Below are 19,661 nucleotides of genomic sequence, written 5' to 3' on the forward strand. Positions count from 1 at the left end.
TTCACCCGGCGGTCGCGGCCGGCGACGCGGACACCGCGGCCCCGGCCTGGACGCGTGGCGCGGGCGCCGCGAAGCCGGCGACCGCGAATCCACCCGCCCGCAGCAACGCGGCGGTCTCGAACAGCGGCAGCCCCACCACTCCCGAATAGCTGCCCGCCAGATGCGCCACGAACGCCTCCGCGCCGCCCTGGATGGCGTAGCCGCCGGCCTTGCCCATCGGTTCGCCGCCGGCGACGTAGGCGGCAATGTCGGCGTCGGCAAGCCCGGTGAACGTGACCTTCGAGACCGAGACCGCCTGGTGCTCGCCCGCGGCGGTGCGCAGGGTCACCGCCGAGATCACGGTGTGCGTGCGTCCCGACAGGCGCCGCAGCATGGCCGCGGCGGCATCGGCGTCGCGCGGCTTGCCGAACACCTCGTCACCGAGCACCACTTCGGTGTCGGCACCGAGCACCGCGTCCAGCGTGGGGGAACCCAGCAGTCGCCAGCCGGCGGCGGCCTTCTCGCGCGCCACCCGGCACACGTACGCCCGCGGCGCCTCGTCCGGGAGCGGCGCTTCGGGAATGTCCACGTCCAGCGGCGCGAACGGCAAGCCGAGCCGGGCCAGCAGTTCGCGGCGGCGCGGGGATTTCGAGGCAAGATGCAGCATCCGGACAGGATAACCTGCGGTCCCGCTGCGACCGGCCTCCATCGGCGGTCAACCCCGTTTCGGCTCACGACCCGTTCACCGCTTGGATTCGACCCTGTTGCCTCGAAAGGAGATCCGCATGACCCCTCGCATCCTGTTGCCCCTGCTGCTCGCCACCCTGCCGGCCGTACCCGCCATGACCGCCATCGCCCAGAACCCCATGCCCACGACCGCCCGCGCCGCCGCCGCTGACGGCACCCTGCTGTCCGTCTCCGCCCAGGCCGAAGCCAGCCGGGTCCCGGACGTGGCGACGCTGTCCGCCGGCGTGGTCACCCAGGCGGCAGACGCCAACGCCGCGCTGCGCGCCAATGCCGACCGGATGAACGCGCTGATGGCCGCGATCAAAGCCGCCGGCATCGCCGAAAAGGACGTCCAGACCAGTGGCCTCAACGTCCACCCGCAGTACCATCACAGCGACAACGCGGCTCCCACGATCACCGGCTACCAGGCCAGCAACACCGTCAGCCTGAAGGTGCGCGATATCGCCGCCCTCGGCGACGTGCTCGACGCACTGGTCGCCAGCGGCGCCAACCAGGTCAACGGGCCGAGCTTCGAGATCGACGAACCGGACGCCGTCTACGACGAAGCCCGCCAGGCGGCGTTGCAGAAGGCGCAACAGCGTGCGCGGATGTATGCGCAATCGCTGGGCATGCGCGTGCGCCGGATCGTCAGCATCAGCGAGGGCGGCGGGTTCATGCCGCCGCCGAGGCCGATGATGCGGATGGAGGCCGCGGCGATGGACATGGGCGGCGCCAGCCCGGTCTCGCCCGGCCAGACCACACTCACCGCCAACCTCGACGTCGTGTTCGAACTGGAGGGCTGAGATGGCCTCTGATGAGAAAGACAAGGACAAGAGCGTTCCCGCCGGCCGCGACGATGACAAGTCCGGCTATGCCGAACGCGATCCGCGGGATCGCGATGACGCGCGCAACACCGGCAAGCGGAAGCCGGTCGATCCGGATGAAGGCGGCCTGGAACGCGACCCGGAGGACGATCCGGATCCGGCCGACGACGACTGATCTGCATGGGGCCCCACGCGGGCCCCATGCCGTCGTGACCACCCATCCACCGGATCGCACCGTACGTCCTGCCACGGCTTGCCGTGCACCCGGCGCCGGCGCAGCGTGAAGACGCTGTCGAGTCGGTCGCCGGATGCGCACCTCGCCTTGACCCCGCACCCGCCGCCCGGCCGTTGTCCGTCATGCACAACCCAGGAGGTGGATCATGGTCCCGCAGCACGCCCACGCGCACGCCCGTCCGTCCCGCCCGCACCCGGATCCGGTGCGCATCGCCGGCATCAGCGGCACCCTGCTGCTCAACGTCGTCGCCCTGTGCCTGCTGCTGGTTCCGGTGAGCCGGCCGGAACTGCTGGCGTTGCCGGACGTCCGCAACATGGAATTCCGCTGGATCGAAGCGCCGCGGGTGCCGCCGGATCCGCCTCCAGTCGTCAAGATCGTCCCCGAACAGACCCCACCGCCGCAGAGCCGCGCCGTGGCACCGCCCGAGATCGCGGCGCCGGCCATCGAACCGGTGATCGTCGATCACGGCACCCTGCCGGCCGAACCGGTGACGGTACCGGCGACGCCGGAGTCCGCCGCGATGGAACCGGCCAGCGGCCCGGTGTCCGGCATGCGCCTGGCGTACGCCAGCGCCCCGGCACCAAGCTACCCGCGCGCGGCGATCACCGGCGGCCTGGAGGGCACGGTGCTGCTCGAGGTGCTGGTGGACGTCGACGGCAGTCCGCTCCAGGTGCGCATCCACCGCAGCAGCGGCCACCGCGTCCTGGACGACAGCGCGCGTCGCCACGTGCTGCGCAACTGGCGCTTCCAGCCGGCCATCCGTGAAGGGCAGCCGGTGCAGGCGATCGGGCTGGTGCCGATCGATTTCAACCTCGATCGCGGGTGAGCGGTCACGCACAGCAGATGCCCCATCGGCATCTGCTGTGGTCGCGGAGGTGTTGGTCGGGTTTGCCTAGGAACTACCTTTTCGTAGGAGCGCGCCATGCGCGCGATACCGCGGGTGTCGGCAGGATCCGGTGGACGCCGCGATTCTGAACCGGCAGGCGCGCGGGTTACCAGAATATGTCGGCGGCGCGATGCCCGCGGCATCGCGCGCATGGCGCGCTCCTACGGACGCGTCGCCGCTCAGGCGCGGTGGTAGGGATGATTGGTCAGCAGCGCCGCGGCCCGGTACAGCTGCTCGGCGGCGATCAGCCGCACCAGCATGTGCGGCAGCGTCAGGGGCCCCAGCGACCACTGCTCGTCGGCGCGCGCCAGCACCTCGGGGGCATGGCCCTCGGGGCCGCCGATCAGCACCGCGAGATCGCGCCCCTGACCGCGCCAGTGCTCGAGCCGCTGCGCCAGCTGTTCCGAGGTGTAGCCGCGTCCGCGGCCGTCCAGCGCCACCACGTGGGCCTGTTTGGGCAGTGCCGCCAAAACCCGGACGCCCTCGTCGTGCATCGCGCGGACCGCGTCGCGTCCCTTGCCGCGCAGACCGGGTTCGACTTCGACCAGTTCCAGCGGCAGCCAGTGCGACAGCCGCTTGCGGTATTCGGCGAATCCGTCGGCGACCCACGACGGCGCGCGCTCGCCGACGGCGATCAGGCGGGCCTTCATCTGCTACACCGAGGATCGAGTGAAGAGGAACGAGAAACGGGTGGACGGGCTCCGCGCGCGCATCTTCTGTCGACCGGAGACACGCGTTCCTCGTGCCTCGTTTCCCGTTCCTAGCTTTCCGGCGGCTGGTCGCCGACCGTCCACAGGCGCTCGAGCGCATAGAACTCGCGCACCCGCGGCAGCATGACGTGGACCACCACGTCGCCGAGGTCGACCAGCACCCATTCGGCCTCGCGCTCGCCCTCGACACCGAGCGGCTGCACGTCCAGGCGCTTGGCGTACTTCACCACCTCGTCGGCGATCGACTTGACGTGGCGGCTGGAGGTCCCCGACGCCACCACCATGTAGTCGCAGACGCTGGTCTTGCCACGGACGTCGATCTCGACGGTGTCCCGGGCCTTGAGTTCCTCGACGGCCGCGCGTACCTGCTCGAGCAGGACTTCGACGGGCGGCGGCGGATTGGGCAGGCGGGTCTTGATGACTTGGGCGGGACTGGTCAAAGCGCTGGACTCTGGAATTTTCGCCGCGGATTATAGCGGAGACGCCGTGTCGGCATCGTCACGGTACAGCCGGTGGCGGTTGATGTAGTCGGCCACGGGGGCCGGCAGCAGGTGGCGCCATGGCCGCCCCTCGGCCAGACGCCGGCGCAGGTCGGTGGCCGATTCGCCGCTCAGCGGCTGCCGCAGCGGCAGGATCCGCCCGGCCGGCGCCGCCGACAGCGCCGCCGGATCGTCGACTAGGCGCCCGGCGACCTGTCCCGCCAGCGCCGCCGGCAGGGCCTGGTCGAGCGGGCTGCCGGCGCGCTCGGCGACGACGAAATGCGCCAGATCGAACAACGCGCGCCATTCCCTCCAGGCCGGCAGGCCGACGAAGCTGTCGGCGCCGACCAGCAGCGCAACCGGCCTCGCCACTGCGCCCTCGCCCGCCCGCAGCTCACGCAGGGTGGCGACCGTATAGCTGCGGCCGTCGCGGGCCAGTTCGCGCCGGTCCACGTACAGGTCGCGCTCGCCGGCGACGGCCAGCTCGAGCATCGCCACGCGCTGCCGGGCATCGGCACCGGGCGCGGGGCGGTGCGGCGGGTCCGCGGCCGGCATCAGGTGGACGGCGCAGCGCAGGCGGTCGCGCGCGGCGCGCGCGATCGCCAGGTGGCCGTTGTGCACCGGATCGAAGGTGCCGCCGTACAGCACCAGCAGCGATCCGGGGCCGGCATCGGCGGATGCCTTGCTCACATGCGTTCAGCCACCGATTTGACCTGGATGAACGCGGATCTTTTCATCCTGTACAAACGCGGCCGGCAGTGCCATGCGGGCTGCTCCGCTCACCATTCTTCCTGCATCTGCTTGATCCGCGCTCATCCGCGTCGATCCGTGGCGAAGGACAGCCTTGCCCATCTCAGTGCTTCTCGACCAGGGCCGCGGCGCGCGGTTCGGCCACCGCCAGCAGCAGGCGTTCGAGCGCCTGCCAGGCATCGCCGGCGGCGCGGCCCTTGGCGATGCGATCGATGCGCCCGGCCTCGGCCAGGAAGCGTTCCCAGCGCTGGACGCCGTGACGCTGCAGCGCGCGCCGGAACACCGCCTGCTTCGATTCCCACACCCGCTGCGCCCGGAACTCGGATGCCAGGTTGCCGCTGCGCGCCTGCACCTGCGCCAGCGCGGCCGCACGCTGCAGCTCCATCACCACCATGCCCATCAGCGCCGGCACCGCCGCGCCCTCGGCGCGCAGCCCGGCGAGCATGCGCGCGGCCGGCGCCGCCTGGCCGTTGAGCGCGGCGTCGATCAGCCGGAACACGTCGAAGCGCGCGGCATCGGCGACCAGGGCCTCCATCCGCGCGACATCCAGCGGCGTGCCGTCACTGAGCAGGGCGAGCTTGTCGACTTCCTGCGCGGCCGCCAGCAGATTGCCTTCGACCAGCTCCGCCAGCCGCTGCACCGCATCGCGGTCGGCGGCGACGCCGCGGCTGCGCAGGCGGCGCTCGATCCAGTCCGGCATCTCGTGCGGCTTCACCGCCCAGGCCACGACGACGTGGCCGATGCGCCCGATCGCCTCGCTCCACTTGCCGCCGTGCTGGCGGCTCCACTCGCCGCCGGTGACCAGCAGCAGGATGTCGCCTGGCGGATCGGCGCAGAACTCGGTGATCACCGCCGCGCCGTCCTTGCCCGGCTTGGCGGTGGGCAGGCGCAGCTCGATCAGGCGCTGGCTCGCGAACAGGCTGGGCGCACGGAAGGTCGCCTGCACCGCCCCCCAGTCGAACCCACGCCCGTCGGCGTCGAAGATCTCGCGCTCGACAAAGCCCTGCCCGCGGGCATGGATGCGCAACGCATCCGCCGCCTCCAGCACGCGCAACGGTTCGGGGCCGGCGATCAGGTACGCCGGCCGCAGCGGTTCGCTGCCGAGCTGGCCGGCCAGGCGCTCGGGCGTCAGTTCCATGGCGAAGGAGAAGCCCGCATCGGCACGGCTGCCGCGATCACGGCATCGGCTGACGCGAGGCGCCGTCGATCCGGCGAACGATCGACGCCGTCATCTCGCGTTCCATTTCGCGGCTGAGCAGGTCGCGCTCGCTGTCGGTACCGGTGAGGTTGTCCGGGCTGGAGACGTAGTCACGCGACAGCTCGACCGCCTGTTGCGGCACGATGTCCTCGCCGTCGGCGCCCAGCAGCTCGAACACGACCGCGTAGCGCAGCGCGTACTCCTGCGCGCGGCCCTGCGCATCGATGCTGACCGGCGTCGAGGCCCAGCGCTCGGAGAGAATGCTGAGGGTCGCGATGCCTTCCTCGGCGCGGCTGCCGCGCCGGACCTCGGCGCCGGCCCGCTGCAGCGTCAGCGCCAGCGCGTCCGGCAACGGGCTGTAGGGATCGCGCGCGACGACCTGCACCGGACCGAGGTCGGGCGGCAGCGACAGCGCGTTGCGCAGATGGAAACCGCAGGCCGCGAGGGCCAGGGCGAGGAGGACGACGACGGCGGATCGGATCATGGGCGGAGTCTGGACGAGGCGGCAGCGGCCGGCAAGCACGCGCCGGTTCAGGCGACGACGCGCCGATTCAAGAAACGACGCGCCGATTCAGGAAACAACGATGTTCACGATCTTGCCGGGCACCACGATCACCTTGCGCACGCTGCCCTCGCCGATGAAGCGCGCGACATTGGGCTCGGCCAGCGCCTGCGCCTCGATCGCCGGCCGGTCGGCGTCCACCGCGACCTCGATGGTGCCGCGCAGCTTGCCGTTGACCTGCACCGCCAGGGTCACCGCGTCGCGCTGCAGCGCGTCCGGGTCCGGTTCCGGGAACGGCCGGTCCTCGAGCAGGGTCTCGGAATGGCCCAGCCGCTGCCACAGCGCATGGCTGGCGTGCGGGGTGATCGGATTGAGCAGCAGCACGATCGCCTCGAACGCCTCCTGCCGCAGCGCGCGCCCGTTGGCACTGGCGTCGTCGAACTTCGCCAGGTGGTTCAGCAGCTCCATCACCGCGGCGATCGCGGTGTTGAAGCTGTGCCGGCGGCCATAATCGTCGCCGACCTTGCGGATGGTCTCGTGCAGCTGCCGGCGCAGGGTCTTCTGCGCCGCGGTCATCACCCCGCGATCCAGCGCCGGCGCGGCGCCCTCCTCCGCGTGCCGCGTCGCCTGCGTCCACAGCCGGCGCAGGAACCGCGACATGCCCTCGACCCCGGCCTCGTTCCACTCCAGCGACTGCTCGGGCGGCGCCGCGAACATCGAGAACAGGCGCACGGTGTCGGCGCCGTACTTGTCGACCATCGACTGCGGGTCGACACCGTTGTTCTTCGACTTCGACATCTTCTCGACGCCACCGATCTCCACCGGCCCGCCGTCGGCCTTCAGCGTCGCGCCGACGATGCGGCCGCGCTCGTCGCGAACCACCTCGACATCGGCCGGATTGATCCAGTCCCTCGAACCGTCCGCCTGCTCGCGGTAGAAGGTCTCGGCGATCACCATGCCCTGGGTGAGCAGGTTCACCGCCGGCTCGTCGCTGGACACCAGGCCGGCGTCGCGCATGAGCTTGTGGTAGAAGCGGAAGTACAGCAGGTGCAGGATCGCGTGCTCGATGCCGCCGATGTACTGGTCCACCGGCGTCCAGTAGTCGGCGCGCGCGTCGACCATGTCGACGGCGCCCGGCGAGGTGTAGCGGGCGTAGTACCAGCTCGACTCCATGAAGGTGTCGAAGGTGTCGGTCTCGCGCTCGGCCGCGCCGCCACATTGCGGGCAGGTGGTCTTGCGCCACTCCGGATCGGCCTTGATCGGGGACTGCACGCCACCGGCCTTGGCGAAGGCGTCCTCCACGTCCTCCGGCAGCACCACCGGCAGCTGGTCCTCGGGCACCGGCACGGCGCCGCAGGCCTGGCAATGGATGACCGGGATCGGGCAACCCCAGTAGCGCTGGCGGCTGACGCCCCAGTCGCGCAGGCGGAAGTTGACCCGGCGCCCACCGCGGCCTTCGCGCTCGAGGCGCGCGGCCAGCGCGTCGAACGCCTGCTGGAAATCCATGCCGTCCAGTTCGCCGGAGTTCACCAGCCAGCCGCGCTCGGTCCAGGCCCCCTCATCGACGATGCGGCGCTCGAAATCGCCGACCACCTGCACCGCGGCGCGGGTGTCGTAGGCGTCGACCGCACCGGCGCCGCCGAGCGCGGTGCGCATTGGATCGGCGTGGCTGCCGACATCGCGGCCGATCTCGTCGAGCGCGTCGCGCACGTCCGTCGACACGATCACCATGCGGATCGGCAGGCCGTAGGTCCTGGCGAACTCCCAGTCGCGCTGGTCGTGGCCGGGTACCGCCATCACCGCACCGGTGCCGTAGCCCATCAGCACGAAGTTGGCCACCCAGACCGGGATCTTCTCGCCGGTGACCGGGTGGATCGCGCGCAGGCCGGTGTCCATGCCGCGCTTGGCCTGGGTCTCCAGCTCGGCCTCGGAGACGCCGCCGCGGCGCAGCTCGGCGATGAAGTCGGCCAGCTCCGGATGGCCCCGCGCGGCGCGCTGCGCCAGCGGGTGTTCGGCGGCGATCGACATGAAGGTCACGCCCATGAGCGTGTCCGGGCGGGTGGTGTAGACCGACAGCCGCTCGTCGTGGCCGTCGACGTCGAAGGCGATCTCCAGGCCCTCGCTGCGCCCGATCCAGTTGCGCTGCATGGTGCGCACCGAGTCCGGCCAGCCCTCCAGCCGGTCCAGCCCGTCCAGCAGCTCCTGCGCGTAATCGGTGATCTTGAGGAACCACTGCGGGATCTCGCGCTTCTCGACCACCGCGCCCGAGCGCCAGCCGCGGCCGTCGACCACCTGCTCGTTGGCGAGCACGGTCTGGTCGATCGGATCCCAGTTGACTACCGAGTTGCGCCGGTAGGCCAGCCCCTTCTTCAGCAGGCGCACGAACATGCGCTGCTCGTGCACGTAGTAGTCCGGCGAGCAGGTGGCGAACTCGCGGCTCCAGTCGATCGCATAGCCGAGCGACTTCAGCTGGCCGCGCATGTGATCGATGTTGGCGTAGGTCCACTTCGCCGGCGCGGTACGGTTCTTGATCGCCGCGTTCTCGGCCGGCAGTCCGAACGCGTCCCAGCCCATCGGCTGCAGCACGTTCCTGCCGGTCATGCGCTGGTAGCGGCTGATCACGTCGGCGATGGTGTAGTTGCGCACGTGTCCCATGTGCAGCGCCCCGGACGGATACGGCAGCATCGCCAGGCAGTAGAACTTCGGCCTGGCGTCGTCCTCGCCGACCTCGTAGGCGCGGATCCGCTGCCAGTACCGCTGGGCGGCGGACTCGACGGCGTCGGGCTGGTAGGCGGGTTCGGAGACGGAAGACGTGTCGGACACGGCGGAAGCTGGCGATCGGGGACCGGCAAGCCTACCGCAGTGCAACACGCGCCGCCATGCGGGGCCGCCGGCCGAGCGCAGGCGCCGGAGCCGGCCATAGAGCCGGGCCAGGCTGCCCTGGCGCCGGCGCCGCGAGCAGCGGAGCGGGCTCCGCTCTACGGATGCACGGCCGCCCGCCGGAGCCCCAGCCATACGAAGAAGCAATCTGTGGGAGCGACGGAAGTCGCGACGTCCTCCGCAGCCTGTCGCGACTTCCGTCGCTCCCACATGTCTCCGGCCTCCCCCAGGTGTTCTTCACTTCCGCCGGCATTTCAATCCGCCGCCGCCCCGTCGCGGATACAAGCGAATGCCGGCAACGTATGGCGTGCACTTAAAGCATCGTCATTCCCGCGCAGGCGGGAATCCAGGGACGGCAAACCATCGAAAATCAAACGTCCTTGGATTCCCGCCTGCGCGGGAATGACGAGCAAAAGCGGACGTCGTCGGTCAAGCAAGTCCCATTCAATGCCGGCACTTTTCCACGGCCGGCGGACCGTCTCCAGCGGCTGTGGTTCAATCACGCCTCGCCAACCGGAGTCCGCCATGTCCGTCACCGCCGTTCGCCGCACGCTCGCGATCCTGCTCTTCCTGGCACCGGCCGCCGCGCCGGCCGCCGACGCCGTGCTCCACTGCGGCAAGCTGTTCGACAGCCGCAGCGGCCGCATGCTGACCGAGCGCACGGTGACCATCGAGGATGGCCGCGTCGCCGCAGTGGCCGCCGGCTACCTGCCCGCGCCGACCGCCGGCGACGACGCGCGCTACGTCGACCTGCGCGCCCACACCTGCCTGCCCGGCTGGACCGACCTGCACGTGCACCTGGGCGGCCAGTCCAGCCCGCAAAGCTATTCCGAGGGCTTCCGCCTGGACCCGGTGGATTTCGCCTTCCGCGCCGTCGGCTATGCCGAGAAGACCCTCATGGCCGGCTTCACCAGCGTGCGCGACCTCGGCGGCGAGGTCAGCCCGCACCTGCGCGACGCGATCAACCAGGGCTTGGTGAAGGGGCCGCGGATCTTCGCCGCCGGCAAGTCGATCGCCACCACCGGCGGCCATGCCGATCCCAGCAACGGCTACAACTCGATGCTCTCGCACCTGATGGGCCCGCCTGGGCCGACCGAGGGCGTGATCAACTCGGTCGAGGACGCCCGCCAGGCGGTGCGCCAGCGCTACAAGGACGGCAGCGACTTGATCAAGATCACCGCCACCGGCGGCGTGCTCAGCTACGCGCGCTCCGGCGACGCGCCGCAGTTCATGACCGACGAAATCCGCGCCATCGTCGAGACCGCCAACGACTACGGCTACCGCGTCGCCGCGCACGCCCACGGCACCGAGGGCATGAAGCGCGCGGTCGAGGGCGGCGTGGCCAGCATCGAGCACGGCACCCACATGAGCGACGAGGTGATGCGGCTGATGAAGCAGCACGGCACCTGGTACGTACCGACCATCTATGCCGGCCGCTTCGTCGCCGACAAGGCCAAGGAAGACGGCTATTTCCCCGAGATCGTGCGGCCCAAGGCGGCGACCATCGGCGCGCAGATCCAGGGCACCTTCGCCAAGGCCTACAAGGCGGGCGTGCCGATCGCCTTCGGCACCGACATGGGCGTCGGCCCGCACGGCGACAACGCGCGCGAGTTCCTCTACATGGTCGAGGCCGGCATGCCCGCGTCCGAAGCCCTGCAGGCCGCCACGGTGCACGCCGCCGAGGTGCTGGGGGTCGACGACCAGGGCGTGATCGAGGCCGGCCGGCGCGCCGACATCATCGCGCTGGCGGCCGATCCGCTCGAGGACATCGAGGCGGTGCTGGACGTGCGCTTCGTGATGAAGGACGGCGAAGTGTTCCGCGGCCCGGATACGCGATGAGCCCGGACTGGTTCGGCTATGTCGCCGCCGCGCTGACCACGCTGGCATTCGTGCCGCAGGCGCTCAAGACCATTCGCAGCCGCGATACCCGCAGCATCTCGCTGGGCATGTACGTGGTGTTCACCGTCGGCGTCGGCTTCTGGTTCGCCTACGGCGTGCTGCTCGGCTCCTGGCCGATGATCGCCGCCAACCTGCTCACCTTCGGGCTGGCGGCCACCATCCTCGTGCTCAAGCTGCGCTACGGCTGACCCGACCTCCGTAGGAGCGCGCCACGCGCGCGATGCCGCGGGTCTCGGCAGGATCCGGCGGATGCCGCGATTCTGGACCGGCAGGTGCGCCGGTCGCCGGAATTCGCGGGCGGCGAAATGCCCGCGGCATCGCGCGCATGGCGCGCTCCTACGAGGGCGTCAGTAGCCCTGCCGCGATCCGGCCAGCCACGGCGCCAACGCCTGCCAGCCGAACCACGCCGCGAACGCGATCCGCTGCGCCAACGCCGGCGGCAGCGGTTCGACCGGCAGCACCGACAGGGCCGCCACCGCACAGGCGGCGATGATCCCGGGCAGCCGCAGGCCGCGCACGCCGGCGGCCAACAGCAGCGCACCGGGCACGAAGGCGATCCACCACACCATCCAGGCCGCGGCATGCAGGCGCCCGGCCTGGCCGTCGAGGTCGCGCGGGTCCAGCGGCAGCACCCCCTGCGCGGCGAATGCCAGCGCCGACAACAGCAGCAACCGTGCCCCGATCCGCGGCAGCCAGCCCGCCTGCGGCGGCAGTGCCCGGTACAGCGCCAGCGCCACCACGGCCGCCAGCAATCCCGGCAGCACCAGGCCCGCCATGTTGAAGACCCAGGCACCGGGCACGCCGTCGGCGCCGAGCAAGGCGACCGGATGCCAACGCTGCGAATAGCCCTCGAGCAGCGCCCCGCAGCCGAGCAGCGCGGCTGCGAACACCAGCGCCGCGACCCAACCCGCATGCCGCTCCACATGCCTCATTTCGGTTTGCAAGCCGTCGTCGCCCCGTTTCTCGCTGTCGACCGGCGAGCTTACATGCGGCCGCGACGTATCGACGTGTGGGAGCGGCGGCAGCCGCGATGCTCGGCTGAGCGAGGCGGCGCGATCCCGGGATCAGCCGTGCAGATATCGCGACTGCCCGACGGCGGCATGCCGCCGTCACTCCCACAGCTAGTGCGGACGGCGGCCGGGCGCCGACCGCGGGTTGGTTTCGCGCGCATCTGGCACCATCTGCCCCTGAACGCATTCCGGAAACCACGATGCCCGCCGAATCCACAACGCCCCACGTCTTCGACGCCACCGCCGCCAACTTCGAGACCGATGTTCTGCAGAAATCGCTGCAGACGCCGGTGCTGATCGATTTCTGGGCGGAGTGGTGCGGCCCCTGCAAGACCCTCGGCCCGATCCTGGAGAAGCTCGCCGCCGACTACAACGGCGCCTTCGTGCTGGCCAAGGTCGACGTCGACCAGGAGCAGCAGCTCGCCGCCGCGTTCCAGGTGCGCTCGATCCCGACCGTGTTCCTGCTGGTCAACGGCCAGCCGGTGGACGCGTTCCCGGGCGCATTGCCGGAAGGCGAGCTGCGCGAGTTCCTCAAACGCCACGGCATCGAGCCGGCGGCGCCCCCGCTGGCCGGCGTGGACATGGACGGCACCGGCGAGGCGCCGCCGCCGCCCGATCCCCACACCGAGGTCCTGCGCCTGCGCCAGGCGACCGCGGACGAGCCGGACAAGGAGGAGCTGAAGCTCGATCTCGCCCTGGCCCTGCTGCGCACCGGCGCCATGGACGAGGCCAAGCAGCTGCTCGATGCCCTGCCCGCCAACCTCGCCGCCGACGATCGCTGCGTGCAGGCGCGCGCACGTCTGGGCTTTGCCTCGATGCTCGATCACGCGCCCCCGACGGAGGCCCTGGAGGCCGCCATCGCCGCCGACCCGGACGACCTGCGCGCACGCCATCTGCTCGGCGTGCGACGCATCGTCGGCGGCGACGCCGAGGCCGGGCTGGAGCAGTTCATCGAGATGCTGCGGCGCGATCGCGATTTCGACGACGGCCTGCCCAGGCGGGCGTTGATCGATGCCTTCCGCGTGGTCGACGATGCGGCACTGGTCGGGCGCTACCGCAGGCGGATGGCGTCGCTGCTGTTCTGAAGAGCGAGAAACGAGTGGAGAGGAGTGAGAAACGAGTCAAGGGCTCATCCGCCTCCACCGGTCCTAGTCAGCTCCCTCGAGGCACCCTCTCGTTTCTCACTTCTCACTCTTCACTCCTCACTCCCCGATGAAGTCTTCCACCCTGCGCCGGGCCATGAACCTGTGGCCGCCCTTCCTGTTCTCCGGGATCCGGGTCGTCGAAGTCGCCGACGACTGGCGGCGCGCACGGGTCGAGCTGCGGATGCGGCCGTGGAACCGCAACTACGTCGGCACCCACTTCGGCGGCAGCCTGTTCTCGATGACCGATCCGTTCTGGATGATCCTGGTCAAGGAATGCCTGGGCCGCGACTACTACGTCTGGGACAAGGCGGCCGCGATCGAATTCGTCAAGCCGGGCCGCGGCACCGTGCACGCCACCTTTGCGCTGGACGAACCTACGCTCGAATCCCTCCGCGCCGCCACCGCCGGGGGCGACAAGCACCTGCATTGGTTCGCGACCGATGTCGTCGATGACGGGGGCGAGGTGATCGCGAAGCTTCGCAAGCAGATCTACGTACGGCGCAAGCGCGCCCACTGAGTCCGACAACCGCTCCCGGCGACCCGCTGGACGGGGCCGGGACCCCGGTATCGCGCTGCCACCCCAGGGCGACGCGGCAACGTGATCTGGATTCACAATACGTAGTCACCGGATCGCTATGCTGGCGGGCGAACAGGGGGTGGAATGCAAGACGCACCAGGCCAGCGCGACGCCACGCCGTTGCCGGAGATCGCCGGTTACCGGCTGCTGCGCGTGATCGCCCACGGCGGCATGTCGACCGTCTACCTGGCCAGGCAGGAATCGCTGGGGCGCGAGGTCGCGATCAAGGTCATGCGCCCCGAGGCCCTGGCCGATGAGGTCAGCCGGCGCCGGTTCGAGAACGAGGCCCGCACCATCGGCCGGCTCGAGCACCCGCACATCGTCGGCATCTACCAGATCGGCCGCACCGTCGACGACCTGCCCTACTACGTGATGCCGCACATGCCGCACGGCCACCTGGGCCAGCGCGACTTCGGCGGCGACGAGGGCCGGGTCCGTGCGATCCTGCGAGCGCTGCTCTCGGCACTGGCCTATGCGCATGCCCGTGGCGTGATCCATCGCGACGTTAAGGCCGAGAACGTGCTGTTCGACGAAGCCGAGCGCCCGCTGCTGGCCGACTTCGGCATCGCCCTGCGCCGCGGCTACGGCAGCCGCGTCACCAGTGCCGGGCTCGCGCTCGGCAGCACCGCCTACATGGCGCCCGAGCAGGCCCGCGGCGACGAGGTCGACCCCCGCGCCGACCTCTACAGCGTCGGCGTGCTGGCCTGGGAGCTGCTGACCGGAGAGCTGCCGTACAAGGCGGGCGACGCGCTGTCGATGGCGGTGATGCACGCGCAGGATCCGGTCCCACGGCTGCCGCGGCATCTGCGCCACTGGCAGCGTTTCATCGACCGTGCCATGGCCAAGGGGCCGCTCAGGCGCTACCACGACGCCGACGAGATGCTGCGTGCGCTGGAGGGCGTCTCGCTGCGCGGGCCGGGCCGCACGGCGGCATTGCAGGATGCACTGCAGGCGCTACCGGCAAGGCTACGGCGTCTGCCGAAGGCGACCTGGGTGCTGGGCGCGCTGGGCCTGGCCGCAGTGGTCGGAGTGGCGCTGCGGCAGACCGATCCCGTTGCCGCCGAGGGATTTTTCCGCGCACAACCGGCGAGCATCGAGACCGCCGGCGTCGGATCGTCCACACCCGCCGCGACGCGCATCGGCGTGCTTGCCAACCCGGACGACGCGCTGCTGCGGGCGGCACCCGAATCCGAGGCCAGCAAGCTGATCGCCGCGGCCGAACGCCAGACCGCGGCGCGGCGGCTGTACCGGCCGAAGCACGACAACGCCTACGACAGCCTGGTCGCGGCGGCGGCGGCCGATCCTGGCCACCTGCAACTGGCGCAGGCGGCGACGCAGCTGGCCGGCGCGCTGGCCGCGGAAGCGGACCGCAGGATCCGCGCCGGCGACGCCGCGGGCGCCGTCGAGCCGCTGCAGCGGATGGCGCGGCTGTCGCAACGGATGCCGGACAGTGAGATTCCCGGCCTCGCGAAGCTGCGCCGCGACGCCGCCACCGCGATCGCCGCGCGCATCGATGCCGAAGCCGCGCGCTTCGATCGCGAGCAGGCCCTGCGCCTGGTCGACATCGCCCGGGCGTCCGCGCTCGACGAGGCCAGCGTCGCAGCGCTGCGCAAGCGCGCGTCTGCGATTCCCGAAGTCGGGCAGACGGTTCCAGGCGAAGCCTCCGGCATGACGGTCATGCGCAAGGGCGACGGTGCCTACGCGATGGCGCGGCGCGCGGTCAGCCGCGACGAGTACCGCCGCTTCGTCGAAGCCACCGGCCGCGAGTCCGCGCTCTGCCGCGAACGCGCCTCGGTGCTGCGCGTGTTCTCGCCGCGCGACTGGACGTCGCCCGGCTACGGGCAGAGCGGCAGCGATGCAGTGGTATGCGTGTCCTGGGCCGACGCCGAAGCCTACGCGCAATGGCTGAGCCGCGAGACCGGTCACCGCTACCGCCTGCCCACTGCATCCGAAGCGCGCGAACGGGCACACGAGAGCGGCGCAACGCCGGTGGCGGAATGGCTGCTCGACTGTGCCGGCGACTGCGAGCGGCGCGCGGTGCGCGGAACCAGTTGGCGACGCGACGCGGCGACACGCGACGCCGACGCCGGGCGCGGCTACGACGACGTCGGCTTCCGGCTGGTGCGTGAGCCCTGAGGGGCGTGATTCGTGATTCGTGATTCGTGATTCGTGATTCGTGAAAAGCGTAAGTCACCGTCATCCCGGCGCAAGCCGGGATCCATTCCGCAGAAGCCTGGTCATTGCAAGGCAACGACAAGGCAGCTGGATCACGGCTTGCGCCGGGATGACGAGCAAAGACTGTTCAAGCTTTTAACGAATCACCAATCACCAATCACGAATCACGAATCCACGAATCCGCGAATCACGAACCCCCCGACCGCTCCGGTAAGATTGCGCCCATGCCCGCCTCCTCCTCCCGCGCGCGCCGCCTGCAGCGGTTGTTCCTCACCGGCCTGCTGACGCTGCTGCCGATCTGGCTCACCTGGGTAGTGGTCAAGTTCGTGTTCGTGCTGCTGGGCGATGCCAGCAAGCCTTGGGTCGGTCCGCTGTCGCGGCGGATCGCCGCCTGGTTCCCGGATGCCCTGGGCTGGTTCGATGCGCTCTGGGTGCAGAACGCGATCGCGCTGCTCGCCACACTGGCGCTGATCCTCGTCTCCGGCTGGATGGCCCGGCGCGTGGTCGGGCAGCGCCTGCTGGGCTGGTTCGAACGGCTGATCGCGCGCATTCCCCTGGCCAGCGTCATCTACTCCAGCGCGCGCAAGCTGCTCGATATCCTGCAGACCAAGCCGGGGACCACCCAGCGCGTGGTGCTGATCGACTTTCCGCACACCGAGATGAAAGCGGTCGGCTTCGTCACCCGGGTCATGCGCGAGCACGGCAGCGAGCGTGAACTCGCCGCCGTGTACGTGCCCACCACGCCCAACCCGACCTCCGGCTATCTCGAGATCGTGCCGGTGGAAAAGCTCACGCCGACCGATTGGACCGTCGACCAGGCGATGGCCTTCATCATCTCGGGCGGAGCTTCCGCGCCGGACACCATCCCCTTCACTCCTCCCGCCGCCGCCCCGCCGACGTGAGTGCGCGCCTGCTCGACGACCGTGCGACGCGATTGTTCATCGCGCTGGCGGCGTTCTTCTGTGTCAATGCGGTGCTGGCCGAGTTCATCGGGGTCAAGATCTTCTCGCTGGAGAGCACCCTCGGCATCGCGCCGTTGCAATGGGACCTGTTCGGGCAGAGCGGCGGGTTGAGCTTCACCGCCGGCACCCTGCTGTGGCCGATCGTCTTCATCTTCACCGACGTGATCAACGAATACTTCGGCCGGCGCGGCGTGCGCCTGATCTCGTGGATCGCGGTGGCGCTGATCGTGTACGGCTTCTGCTTCGCCTTTGCCGCGATCGCGCTGGCGCCGGCCGACTGGTGGGTGACCGCGGCGCAGCGTCAGGGCGTGCCGGACTACCAGGCCGCATTCGCGGCGGTCTTCGGCCAGGGCATGTGGACGATCGCCGGATCCGTGGTGGCGTTCCTGATCGGCCAGCTGATCGACGTCGCCGTCTTCCACCGCATCCGCCGCGCCACCGGCGAGCGCCTGGTGTGGCTGCGCGCCACCGGCTCGACCGCGGTGTCGCAGCTGATCGACAGCTTCGTGGTGATCTGGATCGCCTTCGTGCTCGGCCCGCAGCAGTGGCCGACCTCGCTGTTCCTCGCCGTGAGCTCGGTCAACTACGGCTACAAGATGGCCGCGGCGATCGCACTGATCCCGCTGCTGTATCTGATGCGGCGCGCGATCCGCGGCTACCTGGGCGAGGCCCGCGCCGCCGAACTGCGCGCGCAGGCAGCAGAAGCGTAGAAACGAGCGGAGAGGAGTGAGAAACGAGAGAGAGCCTGACGGTGCGCTCTCTCTCGTTTCTCACTCCTCGCTCCTCGCCCTTCGCCCCAATGACCTTTGACCCTTGCCGTTCGACGGCAGCAGCCCGACGCTGCCGCCTCCCCCGACCCGGAACCTCCCGCATGGCCGTCCGCCCGCTCGCACTCTCCATCTCCCTCGCACTGGCCGCCGCGCTGACGGCCTGCGGGCCCTCGACCACCACCACCGATACCGCGGAACGCACCGGAACCGCGACGACGCCGGCGACGGCCAGCGACAAGGCCGCGCAACTGGCCACGCTCTACGAAGGGTTCTGGGAAGAGAACCTGCAGCTCAATCCGGTCCAGGCCACCTTCCAGGGCGACCATCGCTACGACGACCAGCTGCCGGACTTCGGCTCGGCCGAGTACCGCCAACAGATGCACGAGTTCAACGACCGCTGGCTACGCCGGGTCGAGGCCATCGGCGAGGACGGGCTGGAGGGCCAGGACCTGCTGAGCTACCAGATCTTCGTCCGCGAGCGGCGCGATGCGCTGGAAGCCGAACGCTTCCCGGACTGGATGCTGCCGGTCAACCAGATGGGCAGCCTGGTCAGCTACGCGGTCATGCTCGGCTCCGGCTCGGTCGCGCAGCCGTTCAAGACGGTCAAGGACTACGACAACTGGCTGGCGCGCGCCGGACGCATCCCGGTCCTGATCGACACCGAGATGGCCAACATGCGCGCCGGCATCGAGGCCGGCGTGGTGCAGCCGCGCGTGGTGATGGAGAAGGTGCTGCCGCAGATGGACGCGGTGATCACCGACGCGCCGGAGGACAGCCAGTTCTGGGGCCCGATCACCAACATGTCGGCGGACTTTTCCGAGGCCGACCGCGAGCGCCTGACCGGCGCGTACCGGGCGCTGATCGGCGAGCAGCTGATGCCGGCGCTGCGCAAGCAGCGCGCCTTCATCGCCGACGAATACCTGCCGGCCACGCGTGACACGGTCGGCCTCGATTCGCTGCCCGAGGGCGAGGCCTGGTACGCCTTCTCCGCCAAGCAGAGCACCACCACCGAGCTGTCGCCGGCGCAGATCCACCAGATCGGCCTGGACGAGGTCGCCCGCATCCACGGCGAGATCCGCAAGGTGATGGCGGAAGTCGGCTTCGAAGGATCGCTGCAGGACTTCTTCGCCTTCATGCAGACGGACAAGCGGTTCGAGTTCGAATCCGAGGATGCGCTGCTCGCGCACTATCGCGCGCTGGAGGAGAAGGTCAACGCAAAGATTCCGGACCTGTTCTCGCTCACGCCCAAGGCCGGCTTCGAGATCCGGCCGGTGGAACCCTTCCGCGCCGAATCCGCCGCCGGCGGTTCCTACATGTCGCCGAGCGAGGACGGTAGCCGCCCCGGCATCTTCTACGTCAACACCTTCGACCTGCCCACGCGCAAGATCTGGGACGCGGAGGACCTGTTCCTGCACGAGGCGATTCCCGGCCATCACTTCCAGCTGGCGTTGCAGCAGGAGTTGGAAGGCGTGCCCGCGTTCCGCCGCTTCGGCGGCGAGACCGCCTTCATCGAGGGCTGGGGCCTGTACTCCGAAGGGCTGGGCAAGGACCTGGGCGTCTATACCGATCCCTACAGCTATTTCGGCCGCCTGCAGGGCGAGCTGTGGCGCGCGGTGCGGCTGGTGGTCGACACCGGCCTGCACAGCAAGGGCTGGACCCGGCAGCAGGTGCTCGACTACATGTTCGAGAATTCCTCGGTCAGCGAACCGGACGCCGTCGCCGAGGCCGAGCGCTACATCGCCTGGCCGGGCCAGGCGCTGGCCTACAAGATCGGCGAGCTGAAGATCAAGGAACTGCGCGCGAAGGCGGAACGCGAACTCGGCGATACGTTCGACATCCGCGCCTTCCACGCCGAGGTGCTGAAGGACGGCTCGGTGCCGCTGGACGTGCTGGAAGCCAAGATCGACCGCTGGATCGCGACGCAGGGCTGAGCCGGGCCCCAGGATCGCCGTCC

General features: G+C 70.2%; 20 protein-coding genes. 11 read left to right on the plus strand and 9 right to left on the minus strand.

All coding sequences use genetic code 11. The features are described 5' to 3' along the window. Position 1: 1 nt before the first annotated feature. Complete coding sequence (locus FXO19_RS04375; RefSeq protein ID WP_149193876.1) at positions 2-646, minus strand: Maf family protein; 645 nt, start codon at positions 644-646, stop codon at positions 2-4. Between the two features lie 118 nt (positions 647-764). On the opposite strand from FXO19_RS04375, the gene FXO19_RS04380 reads away from it, so the two are divergent. The 3 genes from FXO19_RS04380 to FXO19_RS04390 all read left to right on the plus strand — a co-directional run bounded on the left by FXO19_RS04380 (position 765) and on the right by FXO19_RS04390 (position 2,590). Then, positions 765-1,508, plus strand: coding sequence for an SIMPL domain-containing protein (locus tag FXO19_RS04380; RefSeq protein WP_149193877.1), 744 nt, complete (start codon positions 765-767; stop codon positions 1,506-1,508). A gap of 1 nt (position 1,509) precedes the next feature. Continuing rightward, on the plus strand, positions 1,510-1,704 hold the full coding sequence (locus tag FXO19_RS04385) for a hypothetical protein (RefSeq protein ID WP_149193878.1): 195 nt from the start codon (positions 1,510-1,512) through the stop codon (positions 1,702-1,704). 205 nt (positions 1,705-1,909) lie between these two features. Then, positions 1,910-2,590 carry an energy transducer TonB gene (locus tag FXO19_RS04390; protein WP_149193879.1) on the plus strand — a complete coding sequence of 227 codons (681 nt, stop codon included), beginning with the start codon at positions 1,910-1,912 and terminating at the stop codon, positions 2,588-2,590. 239 nt (positions 2,591-2,829) lie between these two features. Here the strand turns inward: FXO19_RS04390 and rlmH are convergent, their stop codons facing one another. The 7 genes from rlmH to FXO19_RS04425 all read right to left on the minus strand — a co-directional run bounded on the left by rlmH (position 2,830) and on the right by FXO19_RS04425 (position 9,672). Then, entirely contained in the window at positions 2,830-3,300 is a 471-nt protein-coding gene (gene rlmH / locus FXO19_RS04395; protein ID WP_149193880.1) for a 23S rRNA (pseudouridine(1915)-N(3))-methyltransferase RlmH, read from the minus strand. A gap of 110 nt (positions 3,301-3,410) precedes the next feature. Further along, complete coding sequence (gene rsfS / locus FXO19_RS04400; RefSeq protein ID WP_149193881.1) at positions 3,411-3,800, minus strand: ribosome silencing factor; 390 nt, start codon at positions 3,798-3,800, stop codon at positions 3,411-3,413. 30 nt (positions 3,801-3,830) lie between these two features. After that, a complete protein-coding gene (nadD, locus tag FXO19_RS04405; protein ID WP_149193882.1) occupies positions 3,831-4,529 on the minus strand; it encodes a nicotinate-nucleotide adenylyltransferase in 699 nt (232 codons plus the stop codon). A 163-nt stretch (positions 4,530-4,692) separates the two neighbouring features. Continuing rightward, positions 4,693-5,727, minus strand: coding sequence for a DNA polymerase III subunit delta (holA, locus tag FXO19_RS04410; protein WP_149193883.1), 1,035 nt, complete (start codon positions 5,725-5,727; stop codon positions 4,693-4,695). Between the two features lie 37 nt (positions 5,728-5,764). Then, entirely contained in the window at positions 5,765-6,271 is a 507-nt protein-coding gene (locus FXO19_RS04415; RefSeq protein WP_149193884.1) for an LPS-assembly lipoprotein LptE, read from the minus strand. Positions 6,272-6,358: 87 nt separating this feature from the next. Next, the gene (gene leuS / locus FXO19_RS04420) at positions 6,359-9,112 is read right to left on the minus strand and encodes a leucine--tRNA ligase (protein WP_149193885.1); all 2,754 of its coding nucleotides are present in this window, start codon (positions 9,110-9,112) and stop codon (positions 6,359-6,361) included. Positions 9,113-9,423: 311 nt separating this feature from the next. After that, positions 9,424-9,672, minus strand: coding sequence for a hypothetical protein (locus FXO19_RS04425; RefSeq protein WP_149193886.1), 249 nt, complete (start codon positions 9,670-9,672; stop codon positions 9,424-9,426). 22 nt (positions 9,673-9,694) lie between these two features. Here FXO19_RS04425 and FXO19_RS04430 point away from each other — a divergent pair, with 22 nt between their 5' ends. Together FXO19_RS04430 and FXO19_RS04435 are read left to right on the plus strand one after the other, a co-directional pair. Beyond that, positions 9,695-11,008 (plus strand): metal-dependent hydrolase family protein, encoded by a 1,314-nt coding sequence (locus FXO19_RS04430; RefSeq protein ID WP_149193887.1) that lies wholly within the window; start codon positions 9,695-9,697, stop codon positions 11,006-11,008. Next, entirely contained in the window at positions 11,005-11,256 is a 252-nt protein-coding gene (locus FXO19_RS04435) for a SemiSWEET transporter (protein WP_149193888.1), read from the plus strand. The genes FXO19_RS04430 and FXO19_RS04435 overlap by 4 nt, the downstream gene beginning before the upstream one ends. A 159-nt stretch (positions 11,257-11,415) precedes the next feature. Here the strand turns inward: FXO19_RS04435 and FXO19_RS04440 are convergent, their stop codons facing one another. Continuing rightward, positions 11,416-12,000: a DUF998 domain-containing protein gene (locus FXO19_RS04440; protein ID WP_149193889.1), complete on the minus strand. Its 585-nt coding sequence runs from the start codon at positions 11,998-12,000 to the stop codon at positions 11,416-11,418. 278 nt (positions 12,001-12,278) lie between these two features. Here FXO19_RS04440 and trxA point away from each other — a divergent pair, with 278 nt between their 5' ends. From trxA to FXO19_RS04470, 6 genes are all read left to right on the plus strand, one after another. After that, positions 12,279-13,163, plus strand: coding sequence for a thioredoxin (trxA, locus tag FXO19_RS04445; protein WP_149193890.1), 885 nt, complete (start codon positions 12,279-12,281; stop codon positions 13,161-13,163). 127 nt (positions 13,164-13,290) lie between these two features. Then, a complete protein-coding gene (locus FXO19_RS04450) occupies positions 13,291-13,740 on the plus strand; it encodes a DUF4442 domain-containing protein (RefSeq protein WP_149193891.1) in 450 nt (149 codons plus the stop codon). Between the two features lie 144 nt (positions 13,741-13,884). Further along, complete coding sequence (locus FXO19_RS04455; RefSeq protein ID WP_149193892.1) at positions 13,885-15,936, plus strand: bifunctional serine/threonine-protein kinase/formylglycine-generating enzyme family protein; 2,052 nt, start codon at positions 13,885-13,887, stop codon at positions 15,934-15,936. A 263-nt stretch (positions 15,937-16,199) separates the two neighbouring features. Next, positions 16,200-16,877, plus strand: a complete 678-nt coding sequence (locus FXO19_RS04460) for a DUF502 domain-containing protein (protein ID WP_149193893.1) — start codon at positions 16,200-16,202, stop codon at positions 16,875-16,877. Next, positions 16,874-17,647, plus strand: coding sequence for a queuosine precursor transporter (locus FXO19_RS04465; RefSeq protein WP_149193894.1), 774 nt, complete (start codon positions 16,874-16,876; stop codon positions 17,645-17,647). The genes FXO19_RS04460 and FXO19_RS04465 overlap by 4 nt, the downstream gene beginning before the upstream one ends. Positions 17,648-17,808: 161 nt before the next feature. Continuing rightward, positions 17,809-19,638 (plus strand): DUF885 domain-containing protein, encoded by a 1,830-nt coding sequence (locus FXO19_RS04470; protein WP_149193895.1) that lies wholly within the window; start codon positions 17,809-17,811, stop codon positions 19,636-19,638. Positions 19,639-19,661 lie beyond the last annotated feature (23 nt).

Source organism: Luteimonas suaedae (assembly GCF_008312895.1).
GTDB lineage: Bacteria > Pseudomonadota > Gammaproteobacteria > Xanthomonadales > Xanthomonadaceae > Luteimonas > Luteimonas suaedae.

Excerpts from the sequence above, each read along its gene's own strand:
- FXO19_RS04375 (WP_149193876.1), bottom strand. The coding sequence starts at position 646 with ATGCTGCATCTTGCCTCGAAATCCCCGCGCCGCCGCGAACTGCTGGCC.
- FXO19_RS04380 (WP_149193877.1), top strand. The coding sequence starts at position 765 with ATGACCCCTCGCATCCTGTTGCCCCTGCTGCTCGCCACCCTGCCGGCC.
- FXO19_RS04385 (WP_149193878.1), top strand. The coding sequence starts at position 1,510 with ATGGCCTCTGATGAGAAAGACAAGGACAAGAGCGTTCCCGCCGGCCGC.
- FXO19_RS04390 (WP_149193879.1), top strand. The coding sequence starts at position 1,910 with ATGGTCCCGCAGCACGCCCACGCGCACGCCCGTCCGTCCCGCCCGCAC.
- rlmH (WP_149193880.1), bottom strand. The coding sequence starts at position 3,300 with ATGAAGGCCCGCCTGATCGCCGTCGGCGAGCGCGCGCCGTCGTGGGTC.
- holA (WP_149193883.1), bottom strand. The coding sequence starts at position 5,727 with ATGGAACTGACGCCCGAGCGCCTGGCCGGCCAGCTCGGCAGCGAACCG.
- FXO19_RS04415 (WP_149193884.1), bottom strand. The coding sequence starts at position 6,271 with ATGATCCGATCCGCCGTCGTCGTCCTCCTCGCCCTGGCCCTCGCGGCC.
- FXO19_RS04430 (WP_149193887.1), top strand. The coding sequence starts at position 9,695 with ATGTCCGTCACCGCCGTTCGCCGCACGCTCGCGATCCTGCTCTTCCTG.
- FXO19_RS04435 (WP_149193888.1), top strand. The coding sequence starts at position 11,005 with ATGAGCCCGGACTGGTTCGGCTATGTCGCCGCCGCGCTGACCACGCTG.
- FXO19_RS04440 (WP_149193889.1), bottom strand. The coding sequence starts at position 12,000 with ATGAGGCATGTGGAGCGGCATGCGGGTTGGGTCGCGGCGCTGGTGTTC.
- trxA (WP_149193890.1), top strand. The coding sequence starts at position 12,279 with ATGCCCGCCGAATCCACAACGCCCCACGTCTTCGACGCCACCGCCGCC.
- FXO19_RS04450 (WP_149193891.1), top strand. The coding sequence starts at position 13,291 with ATGAAGTCTTCCACCCTGCGCCGGGCCATGAACCTGTGGCCGCCCTTC.
- FXO19_RS04455 (WP_149193892.1), top strand. The coding sequence starts at position 13,885 with ATGCAAGACGCACCAGGCCAGCGCGACGCCACGCCGTTGCCGGAGATC.
- FXO19_RS04460 (WP_149193893.1), top strand. The coding sequence starts at position 16,200 with ATGCCCGCCTCCTCCTCCCGCGCGCGCCGCCTGCAGCGGTTGTTCCTC.
- FXO19_RS04470 (WP_149193895.1), top strand. The coding sequence starts at position 17,809 with ATGGCCGTCCGCCCGCTCGCACTCTCCATCTCCCTCGCACTGGCCGCC.